This window comes from Oceanobacillus piezotolerans, from assembly GCF_003665065.1.
Classification (GTDB): domain Bacteria; phylum Bacillota; class Bacilli; order Bacillales; family Amphibacillaceae; genus Oceanobacillus; species Oceanobacillus piezotolerans.
The window spans coordinates 295,273-319,968 of sequence record NZ_RCHR01000004.1 but is presented as its reverse complement, the minus strand read 5'-3'; the positions used below and the strand labels follow the sequence as shown (position 1 = coordinate 319,968).

Sequence of the window (24,696 nt, the reverse complement as noted above, 5' to 3'; positions counted from 1 at the left end):
CCTAAGCAATAAAGTTTTTTCCTCATTGCTGACTATCTATTTTGTATCTTTAACATAAAGAACGGTCCACGACTATCAATAGTGGAAATCATATTGATTATGAAAAGGGCATGTGTAATAATAAAGAAAACGCTTTCTAGTTTTAAAAACTCCACTGGTAAACTATTAATCTACTTTTTAACCTCTTTATACGGACATTTTCCAACCTTGTTCAAAAATAAACTAAATAGGAAGGAAGAGTAACATTATGCGCAATCATGTACAGATTCGTTTTATGGCCATCATTATGATCTGCATCATGTTATTAAGCGCTACATTACCGTTTGTTCCACTTCAGCAAGTCATTGCGGATGGAAATACCGAAAATCGCATCGTCCGACTGACATATGAACGACCGGATGGAAATTATGAAGATTGGGATGTGTGGGTTTGGAATACGGGGGTCAAGGAAGACAACATTGATTTTACCGACTTTGAAAACGGGCATGCGACAGCTTTTATTGAAGTCGCCCCTGACACGAAGGACATAGGATTTATCGTACGCAAAAAGGATTGGGGCGACCGGGAACCGAATGGACAGCATATCGATCGTTTCATCAGGATCAATCAACAGGAATCGATTACCAAAGTAACGGTAAAGCAAGGAGAGCAAGAGGCTTATATTGTCCCTGAAATACCAAAGCCACAGATTTCGAATGGGGATGCATTCTTTTATTACCGCGATTCCGATCTGTATCACAATGATAGGATGGATAGCATAGAAAAAGTAGAACTAAAGGTTGCTGGTGAGACAGTTGAGATGCAATATGATGAAGGAAATGAACGCTACCAATATACTTATGAGGATTTTCCGGAAGGGGCATATCACTATTCATTTTTGGTAACGAAAGACGGTCAAACAGTGGAAGTGACCGATCCGTATTATCGGAAGTCTGTCATCGAAAATCGGAAAGTCGATATGTCAGTTTCTGCGACAGTATCTCCTAAAGCTATCGATTATAACGAAAATGCAGTTCTTTCATTAGATATTGAAAATAAGTCGGGGGCAGGAGTACGAGAGATTTATGCTGATACGACATCACTCGGTGGTCCCGCTAAACTAGCAGTAGATCCCGATCTTAATCAAGTCTCGATAGCAGTCAATGAGGAAGTACCTGCTGGAATCAAGGAGATTCCACTTTCTGTCGTGGACGAATTCGGCAATATTCATAACGTGACAACGACGGTTGAAGTGAAAACACGTCAGATTAATGAAGGGGGAGATTTTGACTGGGATGACGCCGTCATTTACTTTCTCTTAACAGACCGATTTTTTGATGGAGATGCATCGAATAATGATCCCTATGGAATCGATTATGATAAAAATAAGCCAGGAACCTATCAAGGTGGGGATTTAAAAGGAATAACCGAAAAATTGGATTATCTCGATGAGCTTGGTGTGAATACGATTTGGATTAGCCCGATCGTAGAAAATGTACGACATGATGTTCGATTTAATTCCTCGGATGACAATCAGGATCAACCTTATTATAGCTATCATGGATACTGGGGAAGTGATTTTGAAAATCTAAACCCTCATTTTGGGGATATCGAAGACTTGCATGAGTTGATTGATGAAGCTGCAGCTCGCAATATGAAGATTATGGTCGATGTGGTACTTAACCATGCTGGATATGGGTTGAAGGAAATAGATGGTGAACTCCCAGAAGCCGAGCAACCTGCTGGCTATCCCACTGATGAAGAACGTTCCAGATTCAAGCCACTTCTTCGCCAGGGAAGTGATGTAGGGAATGATGAGGTAACAGGGGAACTTGCCGGTCTTCCCGATTTTATAACGGAGAATCCGGAAGTTCGTGAACAGCTAATTGATTGGCAAGCAGATTGGATTGAAAAATCAAGAACGGTAAATGGCAATGCGATTTCCTATTTCCGCGTCGATACGGTGAAACATGTAGACCATACAACATGGAAAGCTTTTAAGAACGCCGTTACAAACAAGGATCCTGCATTCAAAATGATTGGCGAGGCATGGGGAGCGGGGCAGCATGAGGACTTTGGATTCTTAGAGTCAGGGGAAATGGACTCCCTGCTCGATTTTGAGTTTAAGAATATTGCCAGGGATTTTGTGAATGGAAAATTGGAAAGTGCGAATGATCTTCTTGAAAGCAGAAATAGTGGATTATCCAATACGGCAACGCTTGGGCAATTCCTTGGAAGTCATGATGAAGACGGGTTCCTTTATTCCGTTGGCGGTGACAAAGGAAAATTAAAAGCAGCGGCTACTTTACAGCTCACGGCAAAAGGGCAGCCGGTTATCTATTATGGAGAAGAGCTTGGCTTAAGCGGGGAGAATAACTATCCAATCCTCGATAATCGCTACAATATCGATTGGGACCTTGCTCAAGATAATAGCATTTTAGAACATTATCAAAAAGTACTGGATTTCAGGGAAGACTTTTCCGAGATTCTCTCTGACGGCACACGAGATGCTCTTGCGGGATCAGATGCGGAACAATTTCTGCTGATTGAACGAGAGCATAACGAAGATTCCGTCTATGTCGGCTTGAATGTTTCAAACGATGAAAAAGAAGTCACCTTAGCCGTAGACTCGGCAGAAACCGTTGTAACAGACCATTACTCCGGTAACACGTACAAGGCATCTGAGGATAAAACGATTTCTATCACACTGCCATCGATGGCCGATGGGGGAACGGCATTACTGACTGCTGCAAATGGGAAAATCATTGGAGATCAAGAGATGGAAGAAATCCCTGAGGATACACTGCGTGTTCACTATGAGCGGGAAGACAATGATTTCACAGGGCTTGGTTTATGGTTTTGGGGAGATGTAGAGAAAGCATCGGAACAAAATGGCAGTTGGCCTGGTGGGGCTTCCGCTTTTACGGAGAATCCGCTGACAGACTATGGTGCCTATGTCGATATCAAGCTTACGGAAGGTGCAGAGACAGTAGGGATGCTTGTCAATCATTCCAATGGTTCCAATCTGACAGGTGATATTTTCGTCGATATCCTGTCACCCCAAATGAATGAAATCTGGTTATCAGAAGATGGAAAGGTATCACTTTATGAACCCGCTGATCTCGGTCCAAATAAACTAAGAATTCATTACAAGAGTGAGGAAGCCGCCTATGAGCCATGGGGAGTGTGGACGTGGGGCGATGTGGCAGAACCGAGTCAGAACTGGCCAATGGGTGCACATGCTTTTTCCAATGAGCAGGTTGGAAAGTACGGTGCCTATGTGGATGTTGACCTGACAGAAAATGCAAAGGAAATTGGATTTCTGTTGGTGGAACGGCAGAATGGTGGACGGCAGACAGGAGATATGTCTTTTGCTGAACTTGAAGCGCATAACCAGATTTTCCTGCAAGAGGGAGATGAAACCGTTTATACCAATCCCTATTATGTTTTCGAAGAAGGGCTGGAATATGGGGAACTTGTTTCCTTAGAAGAAATAGAACTGACTTTTTCTTCTACAGATGACTTTACAGAGGAAGAAATTAAAGAAGGTATAGACTTAAAGGACAAAGATGGTAATGACGTGGAATGGACCAAAGTTACTAAGGATGAAGATGGCAAGACGGTTCACCTTGCAGGTGCTTTTACTCCAGAAAGTGCCCCATACAGTGTTACATTTATGAATCAAACGGTACAGGTGCATAAGAGCTGGAGGCTTACAGATAAGCTTTACAGTTATGATGGAAACGACTTAGGAGCGACCTTGAACAAAAATAAATCGGCTACATTAAAAGTTTGGTCGCCAAGCGCGGACAACGTCTCGGTTATTTTATACCATAAAAAAGATCAGTATAAAGTGGTCGGTGATCCGATTCCGATGAAAAAAGGGGACCGTGGGGTCTGGGAGGTTACGCTTGATAAAGGCAATACTGGTGTTTCGAATCTAACAGGATATTATTATCATTATGAAATAGAGCGGGATGGGGAAAAAGTGCTTGCCTTGGATCCTTACGCGAAATCGATGGCGACATGGAATGTGGAAGAGGAAGATGAAGTACCTGTTGGCAAAGCGGCCATTGTAGATCCATCGAAAGTTGGACCGACTCTCCGTTACGCTGATATTGAAGGATTCCAAAAACGGGAGGGTGCCATCATATATGAGGCACATGTCCGTGATTTCACATCAGACCCAAGCATAGAAGCTGGCTTGAAATCTGAATTTGGTTCATTCTCGGCCTTCACGGAGAAGCTGGATTATCTGAAGGATTTAGGTGTTACCCATATTCAGCTGCTTCCCGTGATGAACTATTTTCATGTGAATGAAAATGAACGAGAAAGATTGGTGAATTATTCATCCAGTGATAACAACTATAATTGGGGTTATGACCCACATAGTTATTTCTCACTCACTGGTATGTATTCGGAGGATCCTGATAACGCCGAGGAACGGATTAAAGAATTCAAGTTTTTAATAAAGGAGATTCACAAGCGTGATATGGGCGTCATTCTTGATGTCGTATACAATCATACGGCACGCGTAGATATTTTTGAAAATCTTGAGCCCAATTACTATCACTTTATGGATGGGGATGGTACACCAAGAGAAAGCTTTGGTGGAGGCCGGCTTGGTACGACACATCAAATGTCAAGAAAAGTCCTTGTCGATTCCATTGAATATTGGGTAGATGAGTTTAAAGTGGATGGATTCCGCTTCGACATGATGGGAGACCATGATGCAGAAACGATCCAGATTGCATACGACAAAGCGAAGGAACTCAATCCAAATATCGTCATGATTGGTGAGGGTTGGAGAACGTATGCAGGAGATGAAATAGGGGCAGATGTAATGCCGGCAGATCAGGATTGGATGCAACACACAGATAGCGTTGCCTCATTTTCCGATGAAATAAGAAATGAACTCAAGTCCGGTTTCGGCTCTGAAGGCGAACCACGTTTTCTCACAGGCGGGGCAAGAGATATTGAGCAGATTTTCGATAATGTAACAGCTAACCCGCATAATTTCCTGGCAGATGATCCAGGAGATGTCGTATCTTATATTGCTGCACATGACAATCTGACACTGCATGATGTGATTGCACAGTCGATTAAGAAGGATCCGAAAGATCACGAAGAAGAAATCCATAAACGAATTCGCCTTGGGAATACGATGGTGTTGACATCACAGGGAACCGCCTTCCTGCATGCCGGGCAGGAATATGGTCGGACTAAGCAATTCCGGCATGAGGATTATCGCGAGCCCGTTGATAATCCGCCGTATAAATCTACCTACATGACAGATGCAGGAGGTAATCCATTCCAATACCCTTATTTTATTCATGATTCGTATGATTCATCAGATGCCGTAAATAAGTTTGATTGGGAAAGAGCAACAAACAAAAAAGCATATCCGATTCATGTACAAACGAGAAACTATACACAGGGGCTCATTAAACTGCGTCGTTCCACTGATGCATTTACATTGGGAACAAGGGAAGAAGTGGATGCAAATGTTACGAAAATAGAAGCTCCGGAAATAAAGGAAAGGGATTTGATAATTGGCTACCGGGCCGAATCGTCCAATGGGAAGGAAGCGTACTACGTCTTCATCAATGCTGACGATAAAGAGCGTACACTGACACTTACAGATTACGATTTAAGCTCCGGAAAGGTAATTGTTGACAGTGATGAATCCGGTACGAAAAAGGTAAAGGATCCAACAGGATTTCGATGGAAGAAAGATGGAATTACGATCGATGCCTTGACTGCGGTGGTTGTAAAAGTGAGTGGGGATGAAAAGAAAGAAAAGGGGAAGAAGCGGTAAGGTTAAGCTGGTATAGTTGATCTTTGAAGTGCTGTGATTGTCAAGCACTTCTTGCCGATATTTTACAAGCATCTAAGGCGAATTCAAGCCATAAGAATTGGTGAAAATCCTAAATTAACTAAATTTCTGCAAAAGCATTTTAAGAGTAAAAATGATGATTCTATAATCAAATTAAACAACCTGCTTCCATGGTATAAATTGGGAACAGGTTGTTTATCATGCGTGAACTGGCTGTAAGATCCCCACCGAAGGGAAATCACTTTATTTCATATTCAATACTTCCAGAAAACAAATCTGGTCAAGATTAACATCTGCTGAGCCGTCACTGTTTGTAATTTGGATGCTTCCTTCATTAGCTTTTGTTAATGTTCCTGTTAGTATGGACTGAGAATCACTGTTTCTGACGCTGACATCTTTCCCCAAATATTTTAGTAATTGCTTGTGAAGGGAGAGACCAAAGAATAGATTGATGATCTCAGGCCGATTGGATACGAATTCACCGAAATTTAATACTAAATCCCTTTTTGTAGAACAATCTGCATCTATAAATTCCTGATCCGACGATTTGGAATCATGTTCTTCCCGTGTGATGGAGACTAATTTATCGTATAAGATGAATACAAACTTGCCTGTAGAGTTGACTTGAAGGAAGTCACGACCTGCAGTTGCCAAAATCCCTTTTTGTAAAATAGGATTTGCTACACCTTTATCTAAATCATCTTTTATTTCTACGGTAGGCGCATCATCTGAATCAATGCTGTTACAACTGATTTTCACTTTCACTAGCGTACCTTGAAGTTCAAGAAATTGCAGTTGGAGCTGACGCATATTATTTGGATCGCTATCTGAACCCAGTGACCGGAGTAAATGATTTGCTTTCTCAATACATCTTTGTAATTCTTCTAATTCTTTCGGCTTAAGCGGACTATTTGGAGATGTAAAGCGGCGTGTAGGAATCTGCTCCGGACAATGAAATGGTGACTCAAAACAATCATCACAATTTACTTTTTTCCTTTTACTCATTTGAACCTTCTACCTCCTCCAACTTTGTGATAGTAAGAGGGGCAATCAAGGTACTGTTTTTGTCAAGAACTCTCATAATTCCCCACATGCCGATTTCAATATCCCATCTTATATTTCCTGAACGATACATATAATCACCAGGCTGTTTTAATAGTCCTCCAGCGCCATTTATTAATAGGAAATCATCATTGCTTCCTGGGATAGCTAATCCTTTAGCTGACACTTGGGAAGAATTAATATCATTGTGGCTTCGGAACCATTTATGACCGTGGATGGTAAAAGTATGTGCTCTTGCTCTATCTGCAGGTGTTACAAATCGGAAGGTTACTGGGTCCCCTGGATGGGCCAAAAATATCGGTGTACTTGGATCTCCATGAACATCAGAACTAAAGACAGTAAATACCTCATTAATCTGATCGATCCGATTGCTGAATCTTTCGTTTCGGTAATTAAAAGCTTTAGAACCTTGATCTTCAAAGTCTGGTAATTCCTCTTCTTCTGGGTCTACAAAAAGCGGCTTCGGATCAATGATGAGCTTGCCATCCTTATCTAGAAGTCTAGCTCCGTCATGCATTAACAAAGCAAATTCTCTAAAATCTGGCAGAATAGGGTGAGAGATAATTACTTGACTGCCAGGAGTTTCTGCTATATTTCGGCTCAATGTGTCAAGGTATTTGGATCCTCTAGATTCTGAAATTAACATACCAAAGGCGCCATGATGTCTGTGATTACGAATATCCGCCATATCCCAGAGATTAGCTGAACCGAAATCTCTATCTAAATACCAGCGATACGTAATACTCTCGCCTGGTCCCACCGTCTGATCTAAATTAAATCCAACGGTTGCGCCATCAGAATACCTGACGTCGTACGCTGCTAGTTGGGCATGAAGCGATACTCGCTTAGAAGGCGGAAATGGTGCTTCTACTGGAACCTCAGGGTATCCATGTCTTCTGCCATCCTGATGAAAATCTCCTGTTAATTGATTGGTCAAAGTGACTTCTATGCATTCCCCGCGATTACCACGTAAAATTAATGGCTCTGGATTTACTTTTCCAGATAATATATCTGCAACATCTTTTTTATGCGCAAAGACTATTCCAAAAGGATCATGATCTTTGAACTTGTTATAATCAATTCTAGTGTTAATTGCAACAATATCATATTTTCTAACGTTTGCATCTGATGGACATGGATTTCCTGGTTCTGTTGCTAAAGGTGGTCTCTTTCCATTTGGGCAAGGCAAGGGTTCCTTCCGTTTTAGAGGTGCCTTCCGATCAGGCAATGGAATTAGATGAGGAACTCTTTTTTCAAAGCTACGGAAGATTCCCCAATTCCCAAGCCAGATATCATCAAGCGTACCAAAATGATAAAGCGTGTCAAAATCGCCTTCACCCTCCATGTAAATTTCAAAGGTAAATGATTCTGCGATGGCAATATGATGGTGTTGATCAAGTTCAGATTCTAGATCCGGACGTTCCTTTTGCCAGCGGTGGCGATGGAGATTAAAGCTATGTGAATCCTCGTGCGCGCCTTGCAATAGACGTATCCTTACAGGATCTCCGTTATAGGCCTCCAACATCGGTGTAACTGGGTCACCATGTACCCAGGAACTGAAGACATATGCTGGGTCGTGTTCTGGTTCTCTTGCACGGAATTGAATAGGTTCATTCCGATAGTTGATCCCCATTACACCTGGATCATCTGGAGAACCAGGGAATGGTGGTGGGTTTAATGGACAGCCATCCTTATCAAATAATAAAGCAAAGTCATGAACAAATAGTGTCATTTCACGGAAATCCGGTATTAATGGATTAACGATCGTAGCTTGTGTACCTGATCTAATTTCTTTACCAGTATTGGAGTCTAAAAACTGGGAACCTCTTGCTTGAATATTAATGCTGGCAAATACACCATGTTGCTGGTGCTCATTGGCAAATAAATGATCGTGCCAAAAAGTCGACTTTAATTCCACGTCTGCAAACCATTGATATTCAATTGTTTCCCCTGGAAGTACACCTGAGTCATAGTTCCAGCCTACGTTTGCTCCATCTGCTACAAGTGGATCAAACTTGACGAAATGGACATGCATACCAGCCTCATACGTTCGGTTGACTAATTGAAAAGCATTCCCACCAAGAGTTTCAGGCAACTTGTTTGTAAATTTAAAACGGATAGCTTCACCAGCATTCGCACGAATTACCAAAGGTTCTGGCTTTTTCTTTCCAGATCGTACATCTTCTTCATCTTCTGCTAACACATACAAACGGCCTTCGGGGTCATGCCAACCTTGGTTATTATAAACGATTGGTGTCTGAATTAATACGACATGAAATTCCCTCTCAGGCGTTACTCCTGGAACAGCAGGGTTTACAAATACCGCACCAGGCCGTGCATTTGGAGCAAAATGATTTTCTTCGATTTCAGTAGCTTTTCTTCCGCCCTTAATACCAAGAGGTGGACGAGGTGCCTTGAATCCAGGAATGCCAGGGATAAAGTTAGGGAATCCTGGTTTTTGCGGTGTCGGTTTTTCAGGTAGGGGGCGTCCCGGTAATGGCTGAAGGGCTTTAATTTGAACACCATTTGGATAACATTGACTGCCGTCTTGAAGGGTGTCAAAAGTACGGTGTAGTCCCCACATACCTTCGCCAAAATGCGGATAAAGGTGACAATGAATGATGACATCACCTATTGCACCCTGCAGGCTCCCTGCACCATATGCCGGAGTAACGGTATACTGTGTTTGCGGCGAAATGGCCTGAACATCAATAATATCAGAATCCATGTCCGTTGGCTCAAATAACCATTGGTGGACATGATAATGAAAGGAATGGGTTTCCTGAACGCCAGCATGAACAAGTCTTATTTTTATCGGATCTCCGACATATGTCCGCAATATAGGAGTGTCTGGATCACCGAAAACCCAAGAATCGTGATGGACTTCCTCCCCTTCACAGTCCGGGCAAACAACACCTTCTTGGATAAGTCTCATTCGATTCCTCATCGGTTCTGCCCGGTAGTTAACTAGATGAGTTGCTTCTGGCTGCAGTGTGTGTGGGTTAATAGGTGCTTCCCCGGTTAAATCATCTACTTCCATTTCATCATGGAAAAACCACCCAAATTCCCTAAAGGATGGGAGAAAGGGATTGTGAACATCAGCAAAATTACCGCTTTTAAGAGGCTTGCCAGTAATCGGATCTGTCCACCAAGATCCTTGGGGTTCCACAAAAAGGGCCCCAAATAATCCATGAACATTTGACCCCTTCTCGGAAGATAAAGGATTTCCTAAATCCGAAAAGAAATGAACACCTTCCTGATTTACTTTCCATTTATACATTATCTTTCCACCAGGTGGTACTGTTGTATCCGGATTGAAACCAACAAAGGCTCCATCAGAGTTCAGAACATTGTATTCTGCGTCCTGAATATGCATGGACGTATGAAAAGGCAGCTTGTTTTCAAGTAAAATCTCAATTTCATCGCCGACATTTGCCCGAATAACCAATGGTTCTACCATGTCAACTGGTGTATAAGGATTTAGTTCTACCTTTTTCTGCAAGATACTTTCATTTTCTTTCAATACATACATCATTCCATCGGGATCATGATCACCAAAACGATTAACCACAATCCGAATGGGGATGGCGACAATATGAAATCTTCTAATCATGACGAACATTCCTAATGTCTGGAATCGTTATACCATCTTGCTCAATGCAAAACACTTCAATATCATCAATATGGATACGAAAAGTTTCGCCATCTAATTCATTAATATTGGTAACTTCTGCTTTAATGAAGAGATAGTCACTTACGACTTCTTTAATCGTTCCTATTACTAAAAATGGATAAGGTGCAATCAATATTAATGCTCTTGCATTTATATGATCTATAAAAGCTTGCGTGACAACAGCTTGGCGTATAGCATTTATGTCTGCACCTTGGCTAAAAAGCTGCTCTTCGGATTCTTGATAATTAGAACTCATCTATTCAAACTCTCCTTACTTTTAGAAATTAGTGTTTAAACAAGTGGAATTTGCCGATCTGGATTGAATGGAGTAAAAATGGCAATGCTCTCAATAGGAAAAGAAAGTGCTGTTGGGAATTTATAGAAAGGAGCATTATGCATTTTAATTGTAACGGGGTTTAAGGTGATGTAGCCATTGGTTACTTCGGTTACTTTCCCTGTGAAAATAGGGCGGAAAACTTGGCCCAGAATACTTAATTGCTTGCTTTCCGTGACAAGTAAGATATTCTGATTCAGCATCTCTGCAAAAAGTTCATTTCCCGGTAATATAGGTTCTCCCATGCTATTCTAAAACCTCCCTTTAGATAGATTCTAAGTTATTGTATGAAAGGGTAGTCGAAGGGGATGGGTACAAGACATGATAATTTGTAAATTCACCTTCCTAATTACAATCTTTGTTCTCCCCCGTTGTTCAACCATCTATTTATTCTTAGCTAAGGAATGAAAGAAACGCTGGAAAAAAGAAAGGAAACGCCATTGTTTGATATAGTTTATGGTGCTTATTTTTAGTGCCTTTTCCTTCTGGTTTTTTATATAAATGTTTTTCCTAGTAACTTTTAATAGTTTAGCGGTTACTTCTTGATCAGCATGTATGGTCAATTTTGTTCCTTTCCATGTTTTTAAGTTGGTTTCTAGTGATTCTTCATAAAACTTCTGTCTCAAGGTTTCTTTTCCGGCAACTGTTTCTCCGAAGTTTGTCAATAGCTTCCTTCGAAGTTCTTCATCAATAGCAACATGTTGATGGGTATCGGGAACATCAGGTGTGTTAAAAGGTGTTTTAGCTGAGTGTATCGCTTGATAGGGAATCCAGGTTCGTGTGAAGAGTGTTTTTAGCATGACAAAATTCCTTCCGATTACATTCACCTTACCCCTGGTATGAATAACTTCTTCTCCATTTCTCGAATAAACCTCAACTAGCTGATTCCTCTTGGCTCTAAAAAAATTTATTAAGATTAATTGCTTTTTATTATTAGGGAGTGTGGCGCTTAGGTTTTGTAAATTTGCACCATGAATGTAATTCTGCAGCATTTTTAATTCATGTAATGGCAAGGAACTTGCTGGTGAGGTATATCTTTCCTCTTTCTTTAGTTCAGGAAATTTATTCTCATACATCATTCCGGTGTCCAATAGAGTCTTGTTACCTTCCAATATGAATCTCCTCCCGTTGATCATGAACCGAATTTATATAATAAATATCCTATAAACTGGAACCCATTGAATGGGCAAGAACATATAATACCCTATATAAATAGAGGTGTTATGAATGAATCTTTTATATGTGCTTATCCTATTAAGCTATTTCCTTGTCTGTTTTACAGCCTATTCTTTTTAGTATAAATTGAGGTATCTGATTTCTTATCATCTGGGCATGAATCTTGCCATGTCAAGCAGTGGTGTAATGGGAATAGCAGTTGGTACCATACTTGGAGCTGTATTCCCGGCTCATTATACGTTAATCACAGTTATAGCCACCATTGTCGCTATGGTAATTGGTGCTTTATTTGGGGGTTTGGTGGACTATCAATCTTTGCTGACTGGCATCTCAAGTTGTTTAATGGCCGGAATTATGGGACCGATGATTGGTGTAGTTGCGGATATTGGAATGATTTCCTTTTGTTCTTTTCTCGTTTATCTAACTTTTGGGCTGCTTTGCTTTTCTATACGATCTTGACTTATCCTAGCGGGTTTAGTGTGGTTAAAATGGATACTAGAATGACAATGGCAATCATAATGGAGAAATCAAAGGTAATCCATTTACCCAAATCTGTCTGAGATGATTCTTTGATTTTTTTCCGTATGATGTATCCAGTAATGATGACAAGTAGGACTGCTAATAATTTTAATACTAGAAAAAGAGTCCAATAATTGAAAACCAATCCTGCGTTTAAATAAATAATCACGGATAATATGAATCCAGTAATAGATAAAATGATGATGCTATGAAATGCATACTTTGAAAATATAGGAACGAACGACTGGATGTAAAGCCGTTGTTTCCTCCAAAAAGTGATAATAAATAACAGACCAGCTGCCCAAATAGCTGCCGCCAATAAATGGATACTATTGCTAACAATAGATACAATAATTGGTTGGAACTCCACTGAATGCCCTTCCAAGCTTTTCGCAGCGATTAGGAAGAGGATCCATGTATAATCAAACCACTTATTTCGAAATAATAAAAATAGACCAATCAAGGACATAAGAAGGGAACCAAACCACATGAATCCGAACCCTGATAATAGCGAAAAATCGGTGGGAAGGGAGATTCCATAGTTTGCAAATATGTCCAATTGAACCAGAATCATAGATATTAATCCAACTAGGTGAATCATTTGAATAATGGTTCCCCAAAACAAGTATTTTTTCTTTAATGTTGCAGGATACCCTTGAAGTTGCTTCCACCAAAATACCCAGCCTATGATGAGTATAAATCCTATATAATATATGGATCTCATCACATAATAAAGGATTTCCGATAAACTGTTTTCATTAACTGTGGTATCAGTTTGTATAGATGAATCATTCGTTGTCGGTAACGTTTCGTTACTTGAAGGGTTACTGTTGTCTATAGGATTATTGTTAATTGAAGGATTATCGTTATTTACAGGATTATTCGTACTTGTTGGGGGTTCTGGACGAGTCTCTTCCTGAGGCTGCTGCGTAGATGTTGTCGTATTTTCTACTGTAAATAGATAGGAATCTTGTATGGGGTGACCATCATTGGATGATACAACGTAATATTCTACTTTATAAACCCCGTTTTCTAAGATAGGCAACTCTATGCTGATTTCTTGCTTATTGTCACTTATTTGCACAGGATTCTGAACCACTATTTCCTCGTTTTCATTCAAAATATTAATAACTGCTAAATCCTTTTCTACTTCAGAGTTAAAAGCGATCGTTATCTTCTCTGGTGGAGTCTCTAACTTACTGTTCGGTGCAGGTGACTGCTCGATTACAAAGGCATGCCCCCAAACTTGATGCGTGTTAGTGAGAACCACAAAGAATATCAGAATGAAAGAGAAATAGATTGTTAGTCTTTCTTTAGACAATTTACACCCTCCAGATTTCTAATTCGCGTCCAGCTCACTCGTGATAATAGCTATGATTTAAATTTACTTTATGGCGCCTGATTTTTGACAGCTCTGCTCTCTTTGTATATTCACAATTTTATTCTTTAATATCGTAATGATCTTATCGTCATCGTTTTTAATTTCGATAAAATCAATTCCTACATTATAAATTCTACCAATTTCCGTATCCTGATTTGGACCAACCATAATTTCTAATTTGCAGTCTTTCTCTTGTAATAATTGGAAATTCAAGTTCTCTGTTAATCCGGCCAAATTCAAACGAAAGTGATTTTTGCAGTCTTTGCACGGTAACTGGTAGGGAATCTTGCAACCTTCCACTGTAAATTGATCCACTTTGTATTTTCTCTTCTTTTCCTTTTTGTGTTTATGTGAGCCCAAGGCAATACCCTCCTTTTCCAGTTTATGTAAATATATGTGTTACAACATTTATATGATATGGATAAACGTACAGAAGGTTAATTATTTTATATAAAGTACTTAAATCCCTTCCATCCTAGAGTCTAACGGAATATTTTAATGCATAAGCGGATATTGTGCTAAAAACTGCAAACTTCCGAGGATCTTCTCATAAGATATGTGGTAACTAGTAGTCTGTTAATTTACTAGGTTTGTAAACTAATATAAAAGAGGTGACCTACTTATGGAAGTTGGCCCAATTAGCAGTGAAAATGGGTTTCCTGTTTGGTATAAGGATGAAAACGGCCTTAGACTGCAATTAAACCCCGATCCTTTCGATCCGTTTTCTGGGTTAGAAGATCCAGAGTTGCCGAATCCCTCACAACCAGTCTCTTTTCCAGATAATTTCCCATCTGAATCATTTTATATCACATGTGAGTCTGAAATGACGACCGGTACCGGGGAGAGAGCAAGATTAGTTCTTGCATTAGAAGCCGCTTTTGTGAATGAAGTTCCAGTAGAAGGTGAACAAATTGTATTTGGGCGTGTTCGAATTAGGGTGTCAGGGTTAGTACCGAATGCAACGTATACAATTAGACATCCATATGGTACCGATACATTCGTAGCAGAACCAGATCCAGGTGAACCAGGGTTTGGCGAAATTAATTTCACAGAGGATATTGGGGGATTAAACGGAGGAGAATTTAATCTTGCGTTAAACAGCAGAGTTCATCCATTTTTACGTTGGGATCCTGATGTTTTGCCTAATGCCCCTGTAGGATATATTGGCGATCCTAGTTTCCCTCATCCAATAATAGGTAGTGTGATTTTGGATCAATTTGGTGAACCTCAGAATTTCTTCCGAATAGAGGGACCGGGTATTGGTATTGGATCTCCTGATAGATCAACTACTCCTGGACTTAATCCAGATGATGCAATTGAAACCAGTTTTTTTAAAATTGCTGGGAAAATATCTACCATTTCCGGCGTTGAAGTTACACGTGCTACCTATACAAAATCATTAGATGGAGACAGATATTTAGATGTTTTTGTCATTTCCGATGTTACTCCGCAAGATATTGAAGTGACAGGTCTTGGTCTTAATCCAACTAAAATGGAGGGGACAAATGGCTCTTACTTTAGCCGTCTAAGTTTCACAGGTGATGTGGTTCCAAGTGAAATTACGATAACAAATATTAGTGATAATCCAGATAGTATCCAAACAGTGGTTCCTGTAGATTTTCTTAGCGCTGCTGCTGAATATAACACAGATACAGATATACTGACCATCACCGCTCAATCGAGTAATGAAGTCGACAATATTCTGTTGAGTGTGTCTGATTTCGGTATTGGAGAATTGGATATTCCACCAAACGGAATATTGATTTTAGAAGCACTCCATTTCTCACCAGCTCATATAACCATAAACTCAGCGGCGGGAGGACAAATTAGGATTCCTGTGCAAATTATCGGCTCAGCAGATCAACCGATTCCTGTCGTTGCCAATGCAGGAGAAGATAGAGTTGTTCTCGAAGAAATGCAAGTTACTTTGGATGGAACAAATTCTACTGGGCCGATAGAAACTTACTTTTGGCAACAAATCTCAGGTGTTCCAGTTACTTTGGAGAATGCCGACACACCTACACCTACCTTCATCGCACCGGATACGGAAACACTACTTGAATTCCAATTAACGGTAGCAGGTCTTGATACGCAATCAACCAGCAGTGTTTTGGTTGAAGTGGTAGAGTCCTCACCAGCACCTATTGCTAACGCTGGAGGAGATCAGACGGTGATACAAGGAAGCGTTGTAGAATTGGATGGAACTTCATCTACAAATGCGGATACCTTCCTTTGGGAGCAAACTTCAGGTCCTGCAGTTGTTCTATCCGATGTTCGTTCACCTACACCTTCATTCATTTTTCCAAAAAGTTTAGAACCTCTTCTCTTTACGTTAACTGTTAGTGGTCCAAGCGGCGAGTCGGTAGATAATGTTCAAATTTCAACTTTGCCAGATACTCTTAATGTAAATAGAATTGAATACCGAACACAAGCCGCCGAATGGCGAATTGAAGGGACATCCAATGTTGCTGGACCAGGAGTAAGCATTACCATTTATTTGGGAATCAACAATAGTGGATTAGTTCTTGCAGAAGTCCAAGTGGATGGACTCGGTGAATGGGAGTATAGGGTAAGTGCTTCTACTTTATCACCGGATGCAACAAGGTCAGTGACAATTCAATCGTCTTCCGGAGGCATTCTTGAAGCTGTGCCAATAACAATCAGGCAGTAATGGATGGTCCTAAGATTAAGATATTTTTAAGACTTCAAAGTATATCACAGGGGCTGTATGCCCTTTAACGAGAAGAATTCAAGAATAACAAAAATTGGAAGTGGGGGCGGACAGCAAGTTAAACGCTCGATTTGTTTAAAGGCCTTTAGGTCATACCCTTGTGTTGGTACTACTCAGTGGGGAAGCCCCACTGAGTGAAGTTTCACTTTATAGTAGAGAGGTGATATTAAATGCCGGATAAAGATAATGAATTAGAGAAAATAAATTTTAAGAAAGAGGAAGAGAAAGGGAAGAAAAAGAAAAAAGATAAGTGTAAAAATGGTGGTATACCTGGGCCACAGGGGCCACCTGGACCCCCTGGACCTCAAGGCCCACCAGGGGAATCAGGGGGAATAGCCAATAAAGAATATGGTTTTGCATATTCTCCATCCATTAGTACCAATTCAGGTCCTGTTCAACTTACAATTGCTAGTCCAATTAGTGATAATATGCTTTTTAGGTCAAATGGATTATTAGTGCTAAGAGCTGGTATTTATCAGATTAGTTATAAGGTAATTGCAACCTTAGAGGATGAAAATAGTGAGGCTATTTTTCAACTCTTGGTAAACGACTCCATTCAAGTAGCATCTTCTAGAACCAAATTGCAAAAGAGTGATACTTCACCCAAAACAACCTCAACGCTTAGCGCTACAGTGAGCATGTCTTTATTAGAGAACGATTTAGTGAAACTAATTGCGATGTTGCCAAACAATGCTAGTTATGAGATGCCTACTTTACAAATTACTCAACTTGACTGAGTAAATATAATATTGGTGTCGGTGTTCTGTGAGAAAGGATGTAGGCTGTGGTGTGCCACCCCTAAAGTTAGAACAAAATCTAATAGTAGGGGTGTTTTTCTTGCCAAAATACGATGAAGCTTTAAACCAATTTTTACAAACAAAGTAGCTCTCATTCCAAGCGAAATTTAGCGTTTACTATAAGGGAAGGTATTTAACCTTCTATATAAATAAAAGCCTGCAAATTTTTTTGCAGGCTTTATTAACGGATGAATGGTGTCTATATATTAATACCCGTACTCCCAGTCAATCTTATCCTCATACCAAACGACCTTACTAACGGGTTCGAAATGTACTTCTTTGTCATCAATGGTACATTGTATATCTTGAGAATCTTCCTGGCCAACTAACTTTTCATATACCTCATGCTCCACGTTTTCTAAAACAGTAACAGAGTGATCCTCTTTGATTAATAATGCTGTACCTTTCATTTACCTCGCACCTTCCTTGGAAGATTTTTCTAACATCTACAGTATATCGTCATTTTGTATTTTGGAAATACCTATGTGTGATTTTTAACAAATTTTTCATATTTATGCTTTAAAGTTGTAACAACTTTAACTATATTTTAAGGTATATCGTGTATTCATATTCGCTCTTCAAAATAGAAAGTTGATCCAGGATGTTTAATAGTCAAGCATACAACTCCAAAGTCGAACAGCCATAGCCAATAGTTAATCTAACTTGCTTAAGAGTTGAGCAGATATATGTAAAAGTTGATCCAACACCTTAAAAACTCACCCTGTACTACTGAAAGTCGCTCTAAACAACAAATGCCCCAGCTATAAGGGGCTAGAGAACTGTCTCGCCAGGTCTTCAACACAATCTATTGGAGACCAGAAAAAAACAACTCCCTCAAAAAGGCAGTTGCTTTCAATCATCTCTTATAAATAATCTCTTCTCAGTTCCTCTGCCGAACGCGGGGAAATATACCCTGGTGCAACATCATAAACGGTTTTCGCCCCAAATTGTTTTTCACTGCTTAATCGATAAGCTGCTCTTGCATAAGCAACTAAGACACTTGCAGTGAACTCAGGATTACTGTCCAGCTTAAGAGAGAATTCGTAAATTTGTGTGTTGTCAGCCCCTGTATTCGCACTTTGAATGACAAATCCACCATGGGGTGCTTTGGAGTGGTCGCGTTTTAATTCATCCTCTGAAATAAAATGCACTTCTGTATGATAATCAGCAAAGTAGTTTGGCATGGTCTTGATTTCATTTTCGATTGCTGCTTTATCAGCGCCTTCTTCAGCAACAATATAGCACACACGATTATGCTTATCTGCCGTCCCTAGTTCAGGATTCTCCCCACTGCGTACTCTTTCGATTGCAGTTTCAGATGGAATCGTATATTGTACACCATTTTTTACACCTGTCACTCTTCTTACTGCATCGGAGTGTCCTTGGCTAAGCCCTTTCCCCCAGAATGTGTAGTTTTTCCCACTCGGTAAAATTGCTTCCGCCATCACACGGTTGATAGAGAATAAGCCTGGATCCCAACCTACAGAGATAATGGCTGTCGTGTTATTTTTAGTTGCAGCTTCATTAACAGATTGATAGAACTCAGGAATTTTTGCATGTGTATCAAAACTGTCTACCGTGTTAAACATACTTGCAAAGTGAGGAGTCTGTTCAGGTAAATCCGTTGCAGACCCACCGCAAAGTAACATTACATCGATTTCATCTTTATAATCACTTGCATTTGAAATATGTACTGCTTTAACATTTGGATCAGCAAGCTTTAATGATTCTGGGTCTCTTCTACTAAAAATGGCTACTAGCTCCATGTCTTCCGTTTGTTTAATGGCTTCTACTGCGCCTTTACCTAGATTACCGTACCCAACGATACCGATTTTAATTTTACTCATATACCTAACTCCTTATTCTTTGCTAGATTTTTTAAGAAGATTTAATTCTAATCTTTAGCCCAATGCTAATTCTTATTTAATAGAATCACTTCAAAAAATTGTTTCCCTTATTATACGCGGATAATATTATTTATGTAAATAATAGTGTTCAATCCACTTTGTTTTCTGTTTTTGTCTAGTTCATTAATGACGAATCACGTGGTCTTTCCCCATAGACCTGAGTAGTCATTGTGTCTGCTTCTTATTGACGCTATGCAATTTCTTTTACCCCACCGCCAATTTTCTTGATGCTATTTATCTGTTTTCTTAGGATGAAATGATAAGCAATCATTGCGATGATCACACTTAGGGCACAGTAAAGAAAAACAAACCTAAAACCTTGACTTAATGAAATGAATCCGAAGATGACGGCACCAAAACCGCCACCTAAATCTTTAGCAGTAAAAAATGTAGAATTCCCTGCACCTCTTCTATCTGGGGGGCAGAGTCTAATCATCACTGCATTTAATGTTGGATCAACTGATCCTAAACCTAATCCATAAAGAATGGCAGAGATGATAAAAGCGGATAAAGATGTGGCATAAGCCAAAACGACAAATGATAGAACGATCATAATCAAGCCTGGGATAATAACGAGTGAAGATCCGTATTTATCAGCCAATTTCCCACCTGCAATTCTCGTGAAAAATAGAGCGAATGAATAAACGATAAAATATATCCCGATATCTTCTATCCCCAGTGATAGGGCATAAGTTGGTATAAACGTCATGGTTGCTCCCATCGCAACATAAATAAATACCGTAACTAGAGCGGTTGGTAATGCGGTTTTTTCGTACATAATCTCCGTAAGTTTTCTTTTTACTTTAATATTGGATAATTTATGGTCAGGCTCCCCATTCTTCTCATAATTAATGAAAAGACTACAGAATAATGCGATGAAACCGATAAGCGTCGTAACGATAAATAGGATATTAAAGTTAAAATTAACGATGATAAACAAGCTTAAAGCGGGTCCAACAGCAGTAGAGAGCGTATTCGCTAACCCAAAATATCCAATCCCTTCTGCTAATCTGCTTTTTGGAACAATATCGGAAACAACCGTGCCGGAAGAATTTGTTGTTGCACTGAATCCGAAGCCATGCAACGCTCTTAATACAAGCAATAGACCGATGGAAAAGGCGAATACATAGGAAAGGCTAAGAAAAGCTGATATAACACCCCCAGCAATCAGCACCATTCTTCTACTTTTCTCGTCTATTAATTTACCAAAAAGTGGACGGGACAAAATAGCGAAAAGCATAAACAGACCAAAAAGCAATCCTGAGATGGAATTATCCCCGCCAAGATGTAACGCATATAGCGGAAGTCCTGTAAGTAACATATTGTTAGCGGTGGAGGTAAATAAAGCGTAAATAAACGTTAGAATAAAATATTTCGTCCATAGTTTTTTTTCTGCAGTATTCGATTGTCTTTGCAAAGTATAGTCCTCGTTTCTAGTTCATATATGCCTTAGTGTTTTGTAATAAAAAGAACTTAAGGTAATGATTGAACTCAAATATAACTACAATTTGGTTTAGTTGTTATTTGGTTATGTTCAGTATAGGGAATATTTTAAATTTTTGTCAATAAATTCGCTCTCTTCATACAATTGTCTGTTGCGATCCGGCAATTAGAAACAGACAAAGAACTCCTTGTCATACTTGCTAGGTGCTTCTATCAGATGTTATTACTGATTTCGATTAGGAAGGGATTCTTTATATACCGATTAAAAGGGGGGAAGAGATGTACACCATTGGACAAGTAGCTAAATTTTTGGGCGTCTCTAGAGATATGAAAAGATAAGAAATAGTACCGAGGGTAATCCTAGGCTTGCCTGTTGGAATGATTTTTGGAGCCCTTTTGCTAATTGTTGCAATCTTTTCCTGGCGTTTATTAAAATACTTGTTAATTAGTTGGAATAAATAACTGTAAAGAATAAAGGAAAGTCTACACATGATTATAAAGTACGATAGCTTGCCATTGAGCACTAGGGTTATAAAAGCGAATTTCATTGATTGTAATATGAGCTCATAAATGCTGCTAAATCAGCATTTATGAGCTTTTTAATATGGTATGATAAACTACTTCATTTTATATTGAGCTTACGGATTTGTAAATTTTACAATAAAATATAAAAATTACTTTGACACATAGAGTACTTTGTTTTACAATTACTCTAACAGGTAGAACTCTATGTGATAGAGTATTCTTGAAGAAAGGAGTGAGAGCTTGATAAGAAGTGATATTATCCGCGGACATTTGGATTCGATTATCTTGCGGTTAATTATGGAAAAGGATCGATATGGCTATGAAATATCGAAGGAAATTAGCGAGCGCACCGATCAGCGATTTCAAATCAAGGAAGCAACCTTATACGCTGTTTTTCAACGATTGGAGAAAAAGGAATTAATACAATCGTATTATGGAAGTGAGTCAAAGGGTGGGAAAAGGAAGTATTACCGCATTACCACATTAGGAAAAGCTTATTTTAAAGAAACGGTAGAAGAATGGAAAGAAATTAAGGACATAGTTGATATATTTATGGAGGGATTCGATTGAAAAAGTTAGCCCAGCATGTGAACGAGTTGTTTAAGGAAGTTCCAGAAAGTGAGAAAAAGGAGATGGTGATGCAGGAAGTTCTGCAAAACCTCGAAGAAAAAGTCTGGGACTTAATGGAACAAGGGAAAGAAGAGGAAGATGCCATCAACAAGGCAATTGTTGATTTTGGAGACATTGGCGATTTGAAAGAGGAACTTGGGGTTTCAGAGGACTCCTCAGCCACGCAAGCAAGGAGAAATAAATTAATGAATCGAAAACTAAACTTAGGATATTCGATTTGGGGAAGTTTGTTGATTATTGGATTGCTTGTTTTTATTAATTTCTATTATTCTCCTGGAGTAATCTGGTTTGTATATCCAACATTTGCTGTATTGTGGTGGCCATTATCGATGTATTATAGCTGGTTAAGAGTAAAGAAGGGGTGAGTGAAAGTGAAAAGATATGAATGGCGTTTTATTGCCACTGGATGTGCTTTAACCATTTTTTTCTTCATTATAGTTAATTATATAACGAAGACACAATATCCATGGTTTATTTATCCTACCCTACTTCTATTGTTATTGCCTCTTGGACTATACTGCATCTTTGAAAAGAAACACACCCTGTTTTCCTTAGTCGGGAGTTTCTTGATTCTCCTCTACTTAGTGACCGAAAATTATCTAAATACACCGGATTATCCGTGGGTCTTATATGCTGTCGCACCAATTGTGTTATGGCCAGTACTTATCCTTCTTGGGAAGCGGAATAACAGCATGTTTGTGGCCTGCACGATAAGTACATTCTTTATTTTATATTACGTGATTTTGAATATTTATCTAGCACCACCGTATCCATGGGCTATTTTTCCAGCTTTCGCTATCCTGTGGTGGCCCTTATCCTTATACCACGTTAAGAGAAAATCATATTTTGCCTTTTCCGTTAGTGCGGCAATATTTATCAGTCTATTCTTTATCAGTGTGAATGTGTTTTTCTCACCAAGAACTATTTGGGCTGTTTATCCCGCTTTTGCCGTATTATGGTGGCCTCTTAGTATGTATTATTATTACTATAGACGGAAAGTGGATTATTGAATCGTCAAGATAAAAAAGATAAGGAAGGCGCATACTAGCGTTCCTTATCTTTTTTTACATGACTCATAATTACTGAAAAAGCACAGGAAACGAATAGTCTGCCCACCCAAAAAAGTAGAAAAAATTCTTAACTCTTCCTATTGACATTATAAAAACATAACTGTAATATAATACTTAATTAATTTAATTAAGTATCGTAAGTAGGAAAGTAATCTTAATTAGTGTTTTTGGAAAGCGTTTACTAAGGTGCGGTTAGAAAGAGGTTTCAGCTTTAGTAGGCGGTGTCTTTTCTGACAAAAACCCGTGATACGTATGTTACATATCTGAATAACAAAAAGCAGGGGGTAGGAATAGTGAAGAAATGGTTGACAGTAATTACTGTTGGGTTGTTAACTTTAATCCTTTCAGCTTGCTCATTAGGAGCTGATAAAAATACTTACGAGGAGACAGGGGTTCTTACAGCGTGGGCTTGGGATCCGTTATTTAATGTGGCTGCCCTAGAATTGGCGAAAGATTATTATATAGAAGAAGATGAGAGTTTTGAATTAGAAATAATAGAAAATGGACAAAAAGATATTGTTCAGCGATTAAATACTGGATTAAGCTCGGGCACGATGAAAGGGATGCCAAATATTGTTTTAATTGAAGATTATCGCGCGCAGAGCTTTTTACAAGCATATCCAGATGCTTTTTATGATTTATCGGACTACTTTAATATAGATGATTTTGCCGATTATAAAAAGGCGCCGACAAGCTTTGATGGTGGTCAGTTTGGTGTTCCATTTGACACAGGCGTCACTGGTTTATATTTACGAACAGATTATTTGGAAGAAGCAGGCTACACTCCAGAGGATTTAACAAATATCACCTGGGATGAGTTTATTGAAATTGGTAAGGACATAAAAGAGAAAACTGGAAAATTAATGATTTCCATTAATCCAAATGATCCAGATCACTTGAGACATATGATTCAAACAGCCGGTGTCTGGTTCACCGAGGAGGACGGCAGAACAGTTAATATTAGTGAGAATGAAGCGGTAAGAGAGGCTGTGCGTACCTATACTGCACTACAAGAGGAAGGAATCGCACATATTAATACGGATTGGAGTTCCAGAGTTGCTGCCTTTCAAAGTGGGGAAGTAGTAAGCGTAGCAGTAGGGAATTGGATGACCCCGAGTATTAAAGCAGAGGAATCACAAGCTGGAAAATGGACAATTGTACCAATTCCAAGGTTATCCGTTGATGGCGCTGTTAATGCGTCAAACCTAGGCGGAAGTTCTTTCTATGTATTAAATATACCTGGTAAAGAAAAGGCAGCAGAATTTTTAGCGAGCACATTTGGTTCCAATGTCGATCTTTATCAAGACTTCGTTACAGAGATAGGTGCTATTGGAACTTACTTGCCCGCTCTAGATGGGGAAGCGTTCAAGAAGAGTGATGATTTTTTTGGAGGTCAAAAAATTATTGCTGATTTTATAACATGGATGGAAGATATTCCTAGTGTTAATTATGGAATGCATACGTATGCCTCTATGGATATTCTCATTGGCGAGATGCAAAAGTATAAAAGTGGTAAAGAACTAGATGATGCTCTAATTGATGCTCAGAAACAAGCAGAAGGGCGATTAAGTAATTAAATGAAACTATTAAAATATTGTCTTGTTTACCAAGGCTATACAACGTTTGGAGTGGT

17 protein-coding genes are annotated in these 24,696 nt (G+C 39.3%); 7 read left to right on the top strand and 10 right to left on the bottom strand.

Annotated features, from left to right (window positions below):
• The first annotated feature begins 247 nt into the window (after window positions 1–247).
• Window positions 248–5,797: a pullulanase gene (locus tag D8M04_RS13170; protein ID WP_121523716.1), complete on the top strand. Its 5,550-nt coding sequence runs from the start codon at window positions 248–250 to the stop codon at window positions 5,795–5,797.
• A 261-nt stretch (window positions 5,798–6,058) separates the two neighbouring features.
• On the opposite strand, the gene D8M04_RS13165 is transcribed toward D8M04_RS13170, so the two are convergent.
• The 5 genes from D8M04_RS13165 to D8M04_RS13145 all read right to left on the bottom strand — a co-directional run bounded on the left by D8M04_RS13165 (window position 6,059) and on the right by D8M04_RS13145 (window position 11,996).
• Window positions 6,059–6,820 carry a hypothetical protein gene (locus D8M04_RS13165; RefSeq protein WP_121523714.1) on the bottom strand — a complete coding sequence of 254 codons (762 nt, stop codon included), beginning with the start codon at window positions 6,818–6,820 and terminating at the stop codon, window positions 6,059–6,061.
• Window positions 6,813–10,490 carry a multicopper oxidase domain-containing protein gene (locus tag D8M04_RS13160; RefSeq protein WP_121523712.1) on the bottom strand — a complete coding sequence of 1,226 codons (3,678 nt, stop codon included), beginning with the start codon at window positions 10,488–10,490 and terminating at the stop codon, window positions 6,813–6,815. The genes D8M04_RS13165 and D8M04_RS13160 overlap by 8 nt, the downstream gene beginning before the upstream one ends.
• The gene (locus tag D8M04_RS13155; protein ID WP_121523710.1) at window positions 10,483–10,806 is read right to left on the bottom strand and encodes a hypothetical protein; all 324 of its coding nucleotides are present in this window, start codon (window positions 10,804–10,806) and stop codon (window positions 10,483–10,485) included. Before D8M04_RS13155 ends, D8M04_RS13160 begins: the two co-directional genes overlap by 8 nt.
• 35 nt (window positions 10,807–10,841) lie before the next feature.
• A complete protein-coding gene (locus D8M04_RS13150; protein WP_121523708.1) occupies window positions 10,842–11,129 on the bottom strand; it encodes a hypothetical protein in 288 nt (95 codons plus the stop codon).
• A gap of 138 nt (window positions 11,130–11,267) precedes the next feature.
• Window positions 11,268–11,996 carry a hypothetical protein gene (locus D8M04_RS13145; protein ID WP_121523706.1) on the bottom strand — a complete coding sequence of 243 codons (729 nt, stop codon included), beginning with the start codon at window positions 11,994–11,996 and terminating at the stop codon, window positions 11,268–11,270.
• Window positions 11,997–12,228: 232 nt separating this feature from the next.
• Here D8M04_RS13145 and D8M04_RS13140 point away from each other — a divergent pair, with 232 nt between their 5' ends.
• Entirely contained in the window at window positions 12,229–12,519 is a 291-nt protein-coding gene (locus D8M04_RS13140; RefSeq protein ID WP_222928590.1) for a hypothetical protein, read from the top strand.
• A gap of 1 nt (window position 12,520) precedes the next feature.
• Here the strand turns inward: D8M04_RS13140 and D8M04_RS13135 are convergent, their stop codons facing one another.
• Both D8M04_RS13135 and D8M04_RS13130 read right to left on the bottom strand, forming a co-directional pair.
• Window positions 12,521–13,900: a copper resistance protein CopC gene (locus D8M04_RS13135; RefSeq protein ID WP_121523702.1), complete on the bottom strand. Its 1,380-nt coding sequence runs from the start codon at window positions 13,898–13,900 to the stop codon at window positions 12,521–12,523.
• A gap of 63 nt (window positions 13,901–13,963) precedes the next feature.
• Window positions 13,964–14,320 carry a hypothetical protein gene (locus D8M04_RS13130; RefSeq protein ID WP_121523700.1) on the bottom strand — a complete coding sequence of 119 codons (357 nt, stop codon included), beginning with the start codon at window positions 14,318–14,320 and terminating at the stop codon, window positions 13,964–13,966.
• 262 nt (window positions 14,321–14,582) lie between these two features.
• Here D8M04_RS13130 and D8M04_RS13125 point away from each other — a divergent pair, with 262 nt between their 5' ends.
• Entirely contained in the window at window positions 14,583–16,631 is a 2,049-nt protein-coding gene (locus D8M04_RS13125) for a PKD domain-containing protein (RefSeq protein WP_121523698.1), read from the top strand.
• A 230-nt stretch (window positions 16,632–16,861) separates the two neighbouring features.
• Window positions 16,862–17,428 (top strand): hypothetical protein, encoded by a 567-nt coding sequence (locus D8M04_RS13120; RefSeq protein WP_121523696.1) that lies wholly within the window; start codon window positions 16,862–16,864, stop codon window positions 17,426–17,428.
• Window positions 17,429–17,694: 266 nt separating this feature from the next.
• Here D8M04_RS13120 and D8M04_RS13115 read toward each other — a convergent pair whose 3' ends face one another.
• The 3 genes from D8M04_RS13115 to D8M04_RS13105 all read right to left on the bottom strand — a co-directional run bounded on the left by D8M04_RS13115 (window position 17,695) and on the right by D8M04_RS13105 (window position 20,812).
• Window positions 17,695–17,898, bottom strand: coding sequence for a hypothetical protein (locus D8M04_RS13115; RefSeq protein WP_121523694.1), 204 nt, complete (start codon window positions 17,896–17,898; stop codon window positions 17,695–17,697).
• 453 nt (window positions 17,899–18,351) lie between these two features.
• A complete protein-coding gene (locus D8M04_RS13110) occupies window positions 18,352–19,335 on the bottom strand; it encodes a diaminopimelate dehydrogenase (protein ID WP_121523692.1) in 984 nt (327 codons plus the stop codon).
• A gap of 250 nt (window positions 19,336–19,585) precedes the next feature.
• Entirely contained in the window at window positions 19,586–20,812 is a 1,227-nt protein-coding gene (locus D8M04_RS13105; protein WP_121523690.1) for an MFS transporter, read from the bottom strand.
• Between the two features lie 791 nt (window positions 20,813–21,603).
• Between D8M04_RS13105 and D8M04_RS13100 the strand changes: the two genes are divergently transcribed.
• The 3 genes from D8M04_RS13100 to D8M04_RS13085 all read left to right on the top strand — a co-directional run bounded on the left by D8M04_RS13100 (window position 21,604) and on the right by D8M04_RS13085 (window position 24,640).
• Complete coding sequence (locus D8M04_RS13100; RefSeq protein WP_121523688.1) at window positions 21,604–21,933, top strand: PadR family transcriptional regulator; 330 nt, start codon at window positions 21,604–21,606, stop codon at window positions 21,931–21,933.
• Complete coding sequence (locus tag D8M04_RS13095) at window positions 21,930–22,358, top strand: permease prefix domain 1-containing protein (RefSeq protein WP_121523686.1); 429 nt, start codon at window positions 21,930–21,932, stop codon at window positions 22,356–22,358. The genes D8M04_RS13100 and D8M04_RS13095 overlap by 4 nt, the downstream gene beginning before the upstream one ends.
• 998 nt (window positions 22,359–23,356) lie before the next feature.
• A complete protein-coding gene (locus tag D8M04_RS13085) occupies window positions 23,357–24,640 on the top strand; it encodes an ABC transporter substrate-binding protein (protein ID WP_121523684.1) in 1,284 nt (427 codons plus the stop codon).
• Window positions 24,641–24,696: the final 56 nt, after the last annotated feature.

Bases quoted from the DNA above. Each gene is read 5' to 3' on its own strand.
- D8M04_RS13170 (WP_121523716.1), top strand. From the start codon at position 248: ATGCGCAATCATGTACAGATTCGTTTTATGGCCATCATTATGATCTGC.
- D8M04_RS13165 (WP_121523714.1), bottom strand. From the start codon at position 6,820: ATGAGTAAAAGGAAAAAAGTAAATTGTGATGATTGTTTTGAGTCACCA.
- D8M04_RS13160 (WP_121523712.1), bottom strand. From the start codon at position 10,490: ATGATTAGAAGATTTCATATTGTCGCCATCCCCATTCGGATTGTGGTT.
- D8M04_RS13155 (WP_121523710.1), bottom strand. From the start codon at position 10,806: ATGAGTTCTAATTATCAAGAATCCGAAGAGCAGCTTTTTAGCCAAGGT.
- D8M04_RS13150 (WP_121523708.1), bottom strand. From the start codon at position 11,129: ATGGGAGAACCTATATTACCGGGAAATGAACTTTTTGCAGAGATGCTG.
- D8M04_RS13140 (WP_222928590.1), top strand. From the start codon at position 12,229: ATGTCAAGCAGTGGTGTAATGGGAATAGCAGTTGGTACCATACTTGGA.
- D8M04_RS13125 (WP_121523698.1), top strand. From the start codon at position 14,583: ATGGAAGTTGGCCCAATTAGCAGTGAAAATGGGTTTCCTGTTTGGTAT.
- D8M04_RS13120 (WP_121523696.1), top strand. From the start codon at position 16,862: ATGCCGGATAAAGATAATGAATTAGAGAAAATAAATTTTAAGAAAGAG.
- D8M04_RS13115 (WP_121523694.1), bottom strand. From the start codon at position 17,898: ATGAAAGGTACAGCATTATTAATCAAAGAGGATCACTCTGTTACTGTT.
- D8M04_RS13110 (WP_121523692.1), bottom strand. From the start codon at position 19,335: ATGAGTAAAATTAAAATCGGTATCGTTGGGTACGGTAATCTAGGTAAA.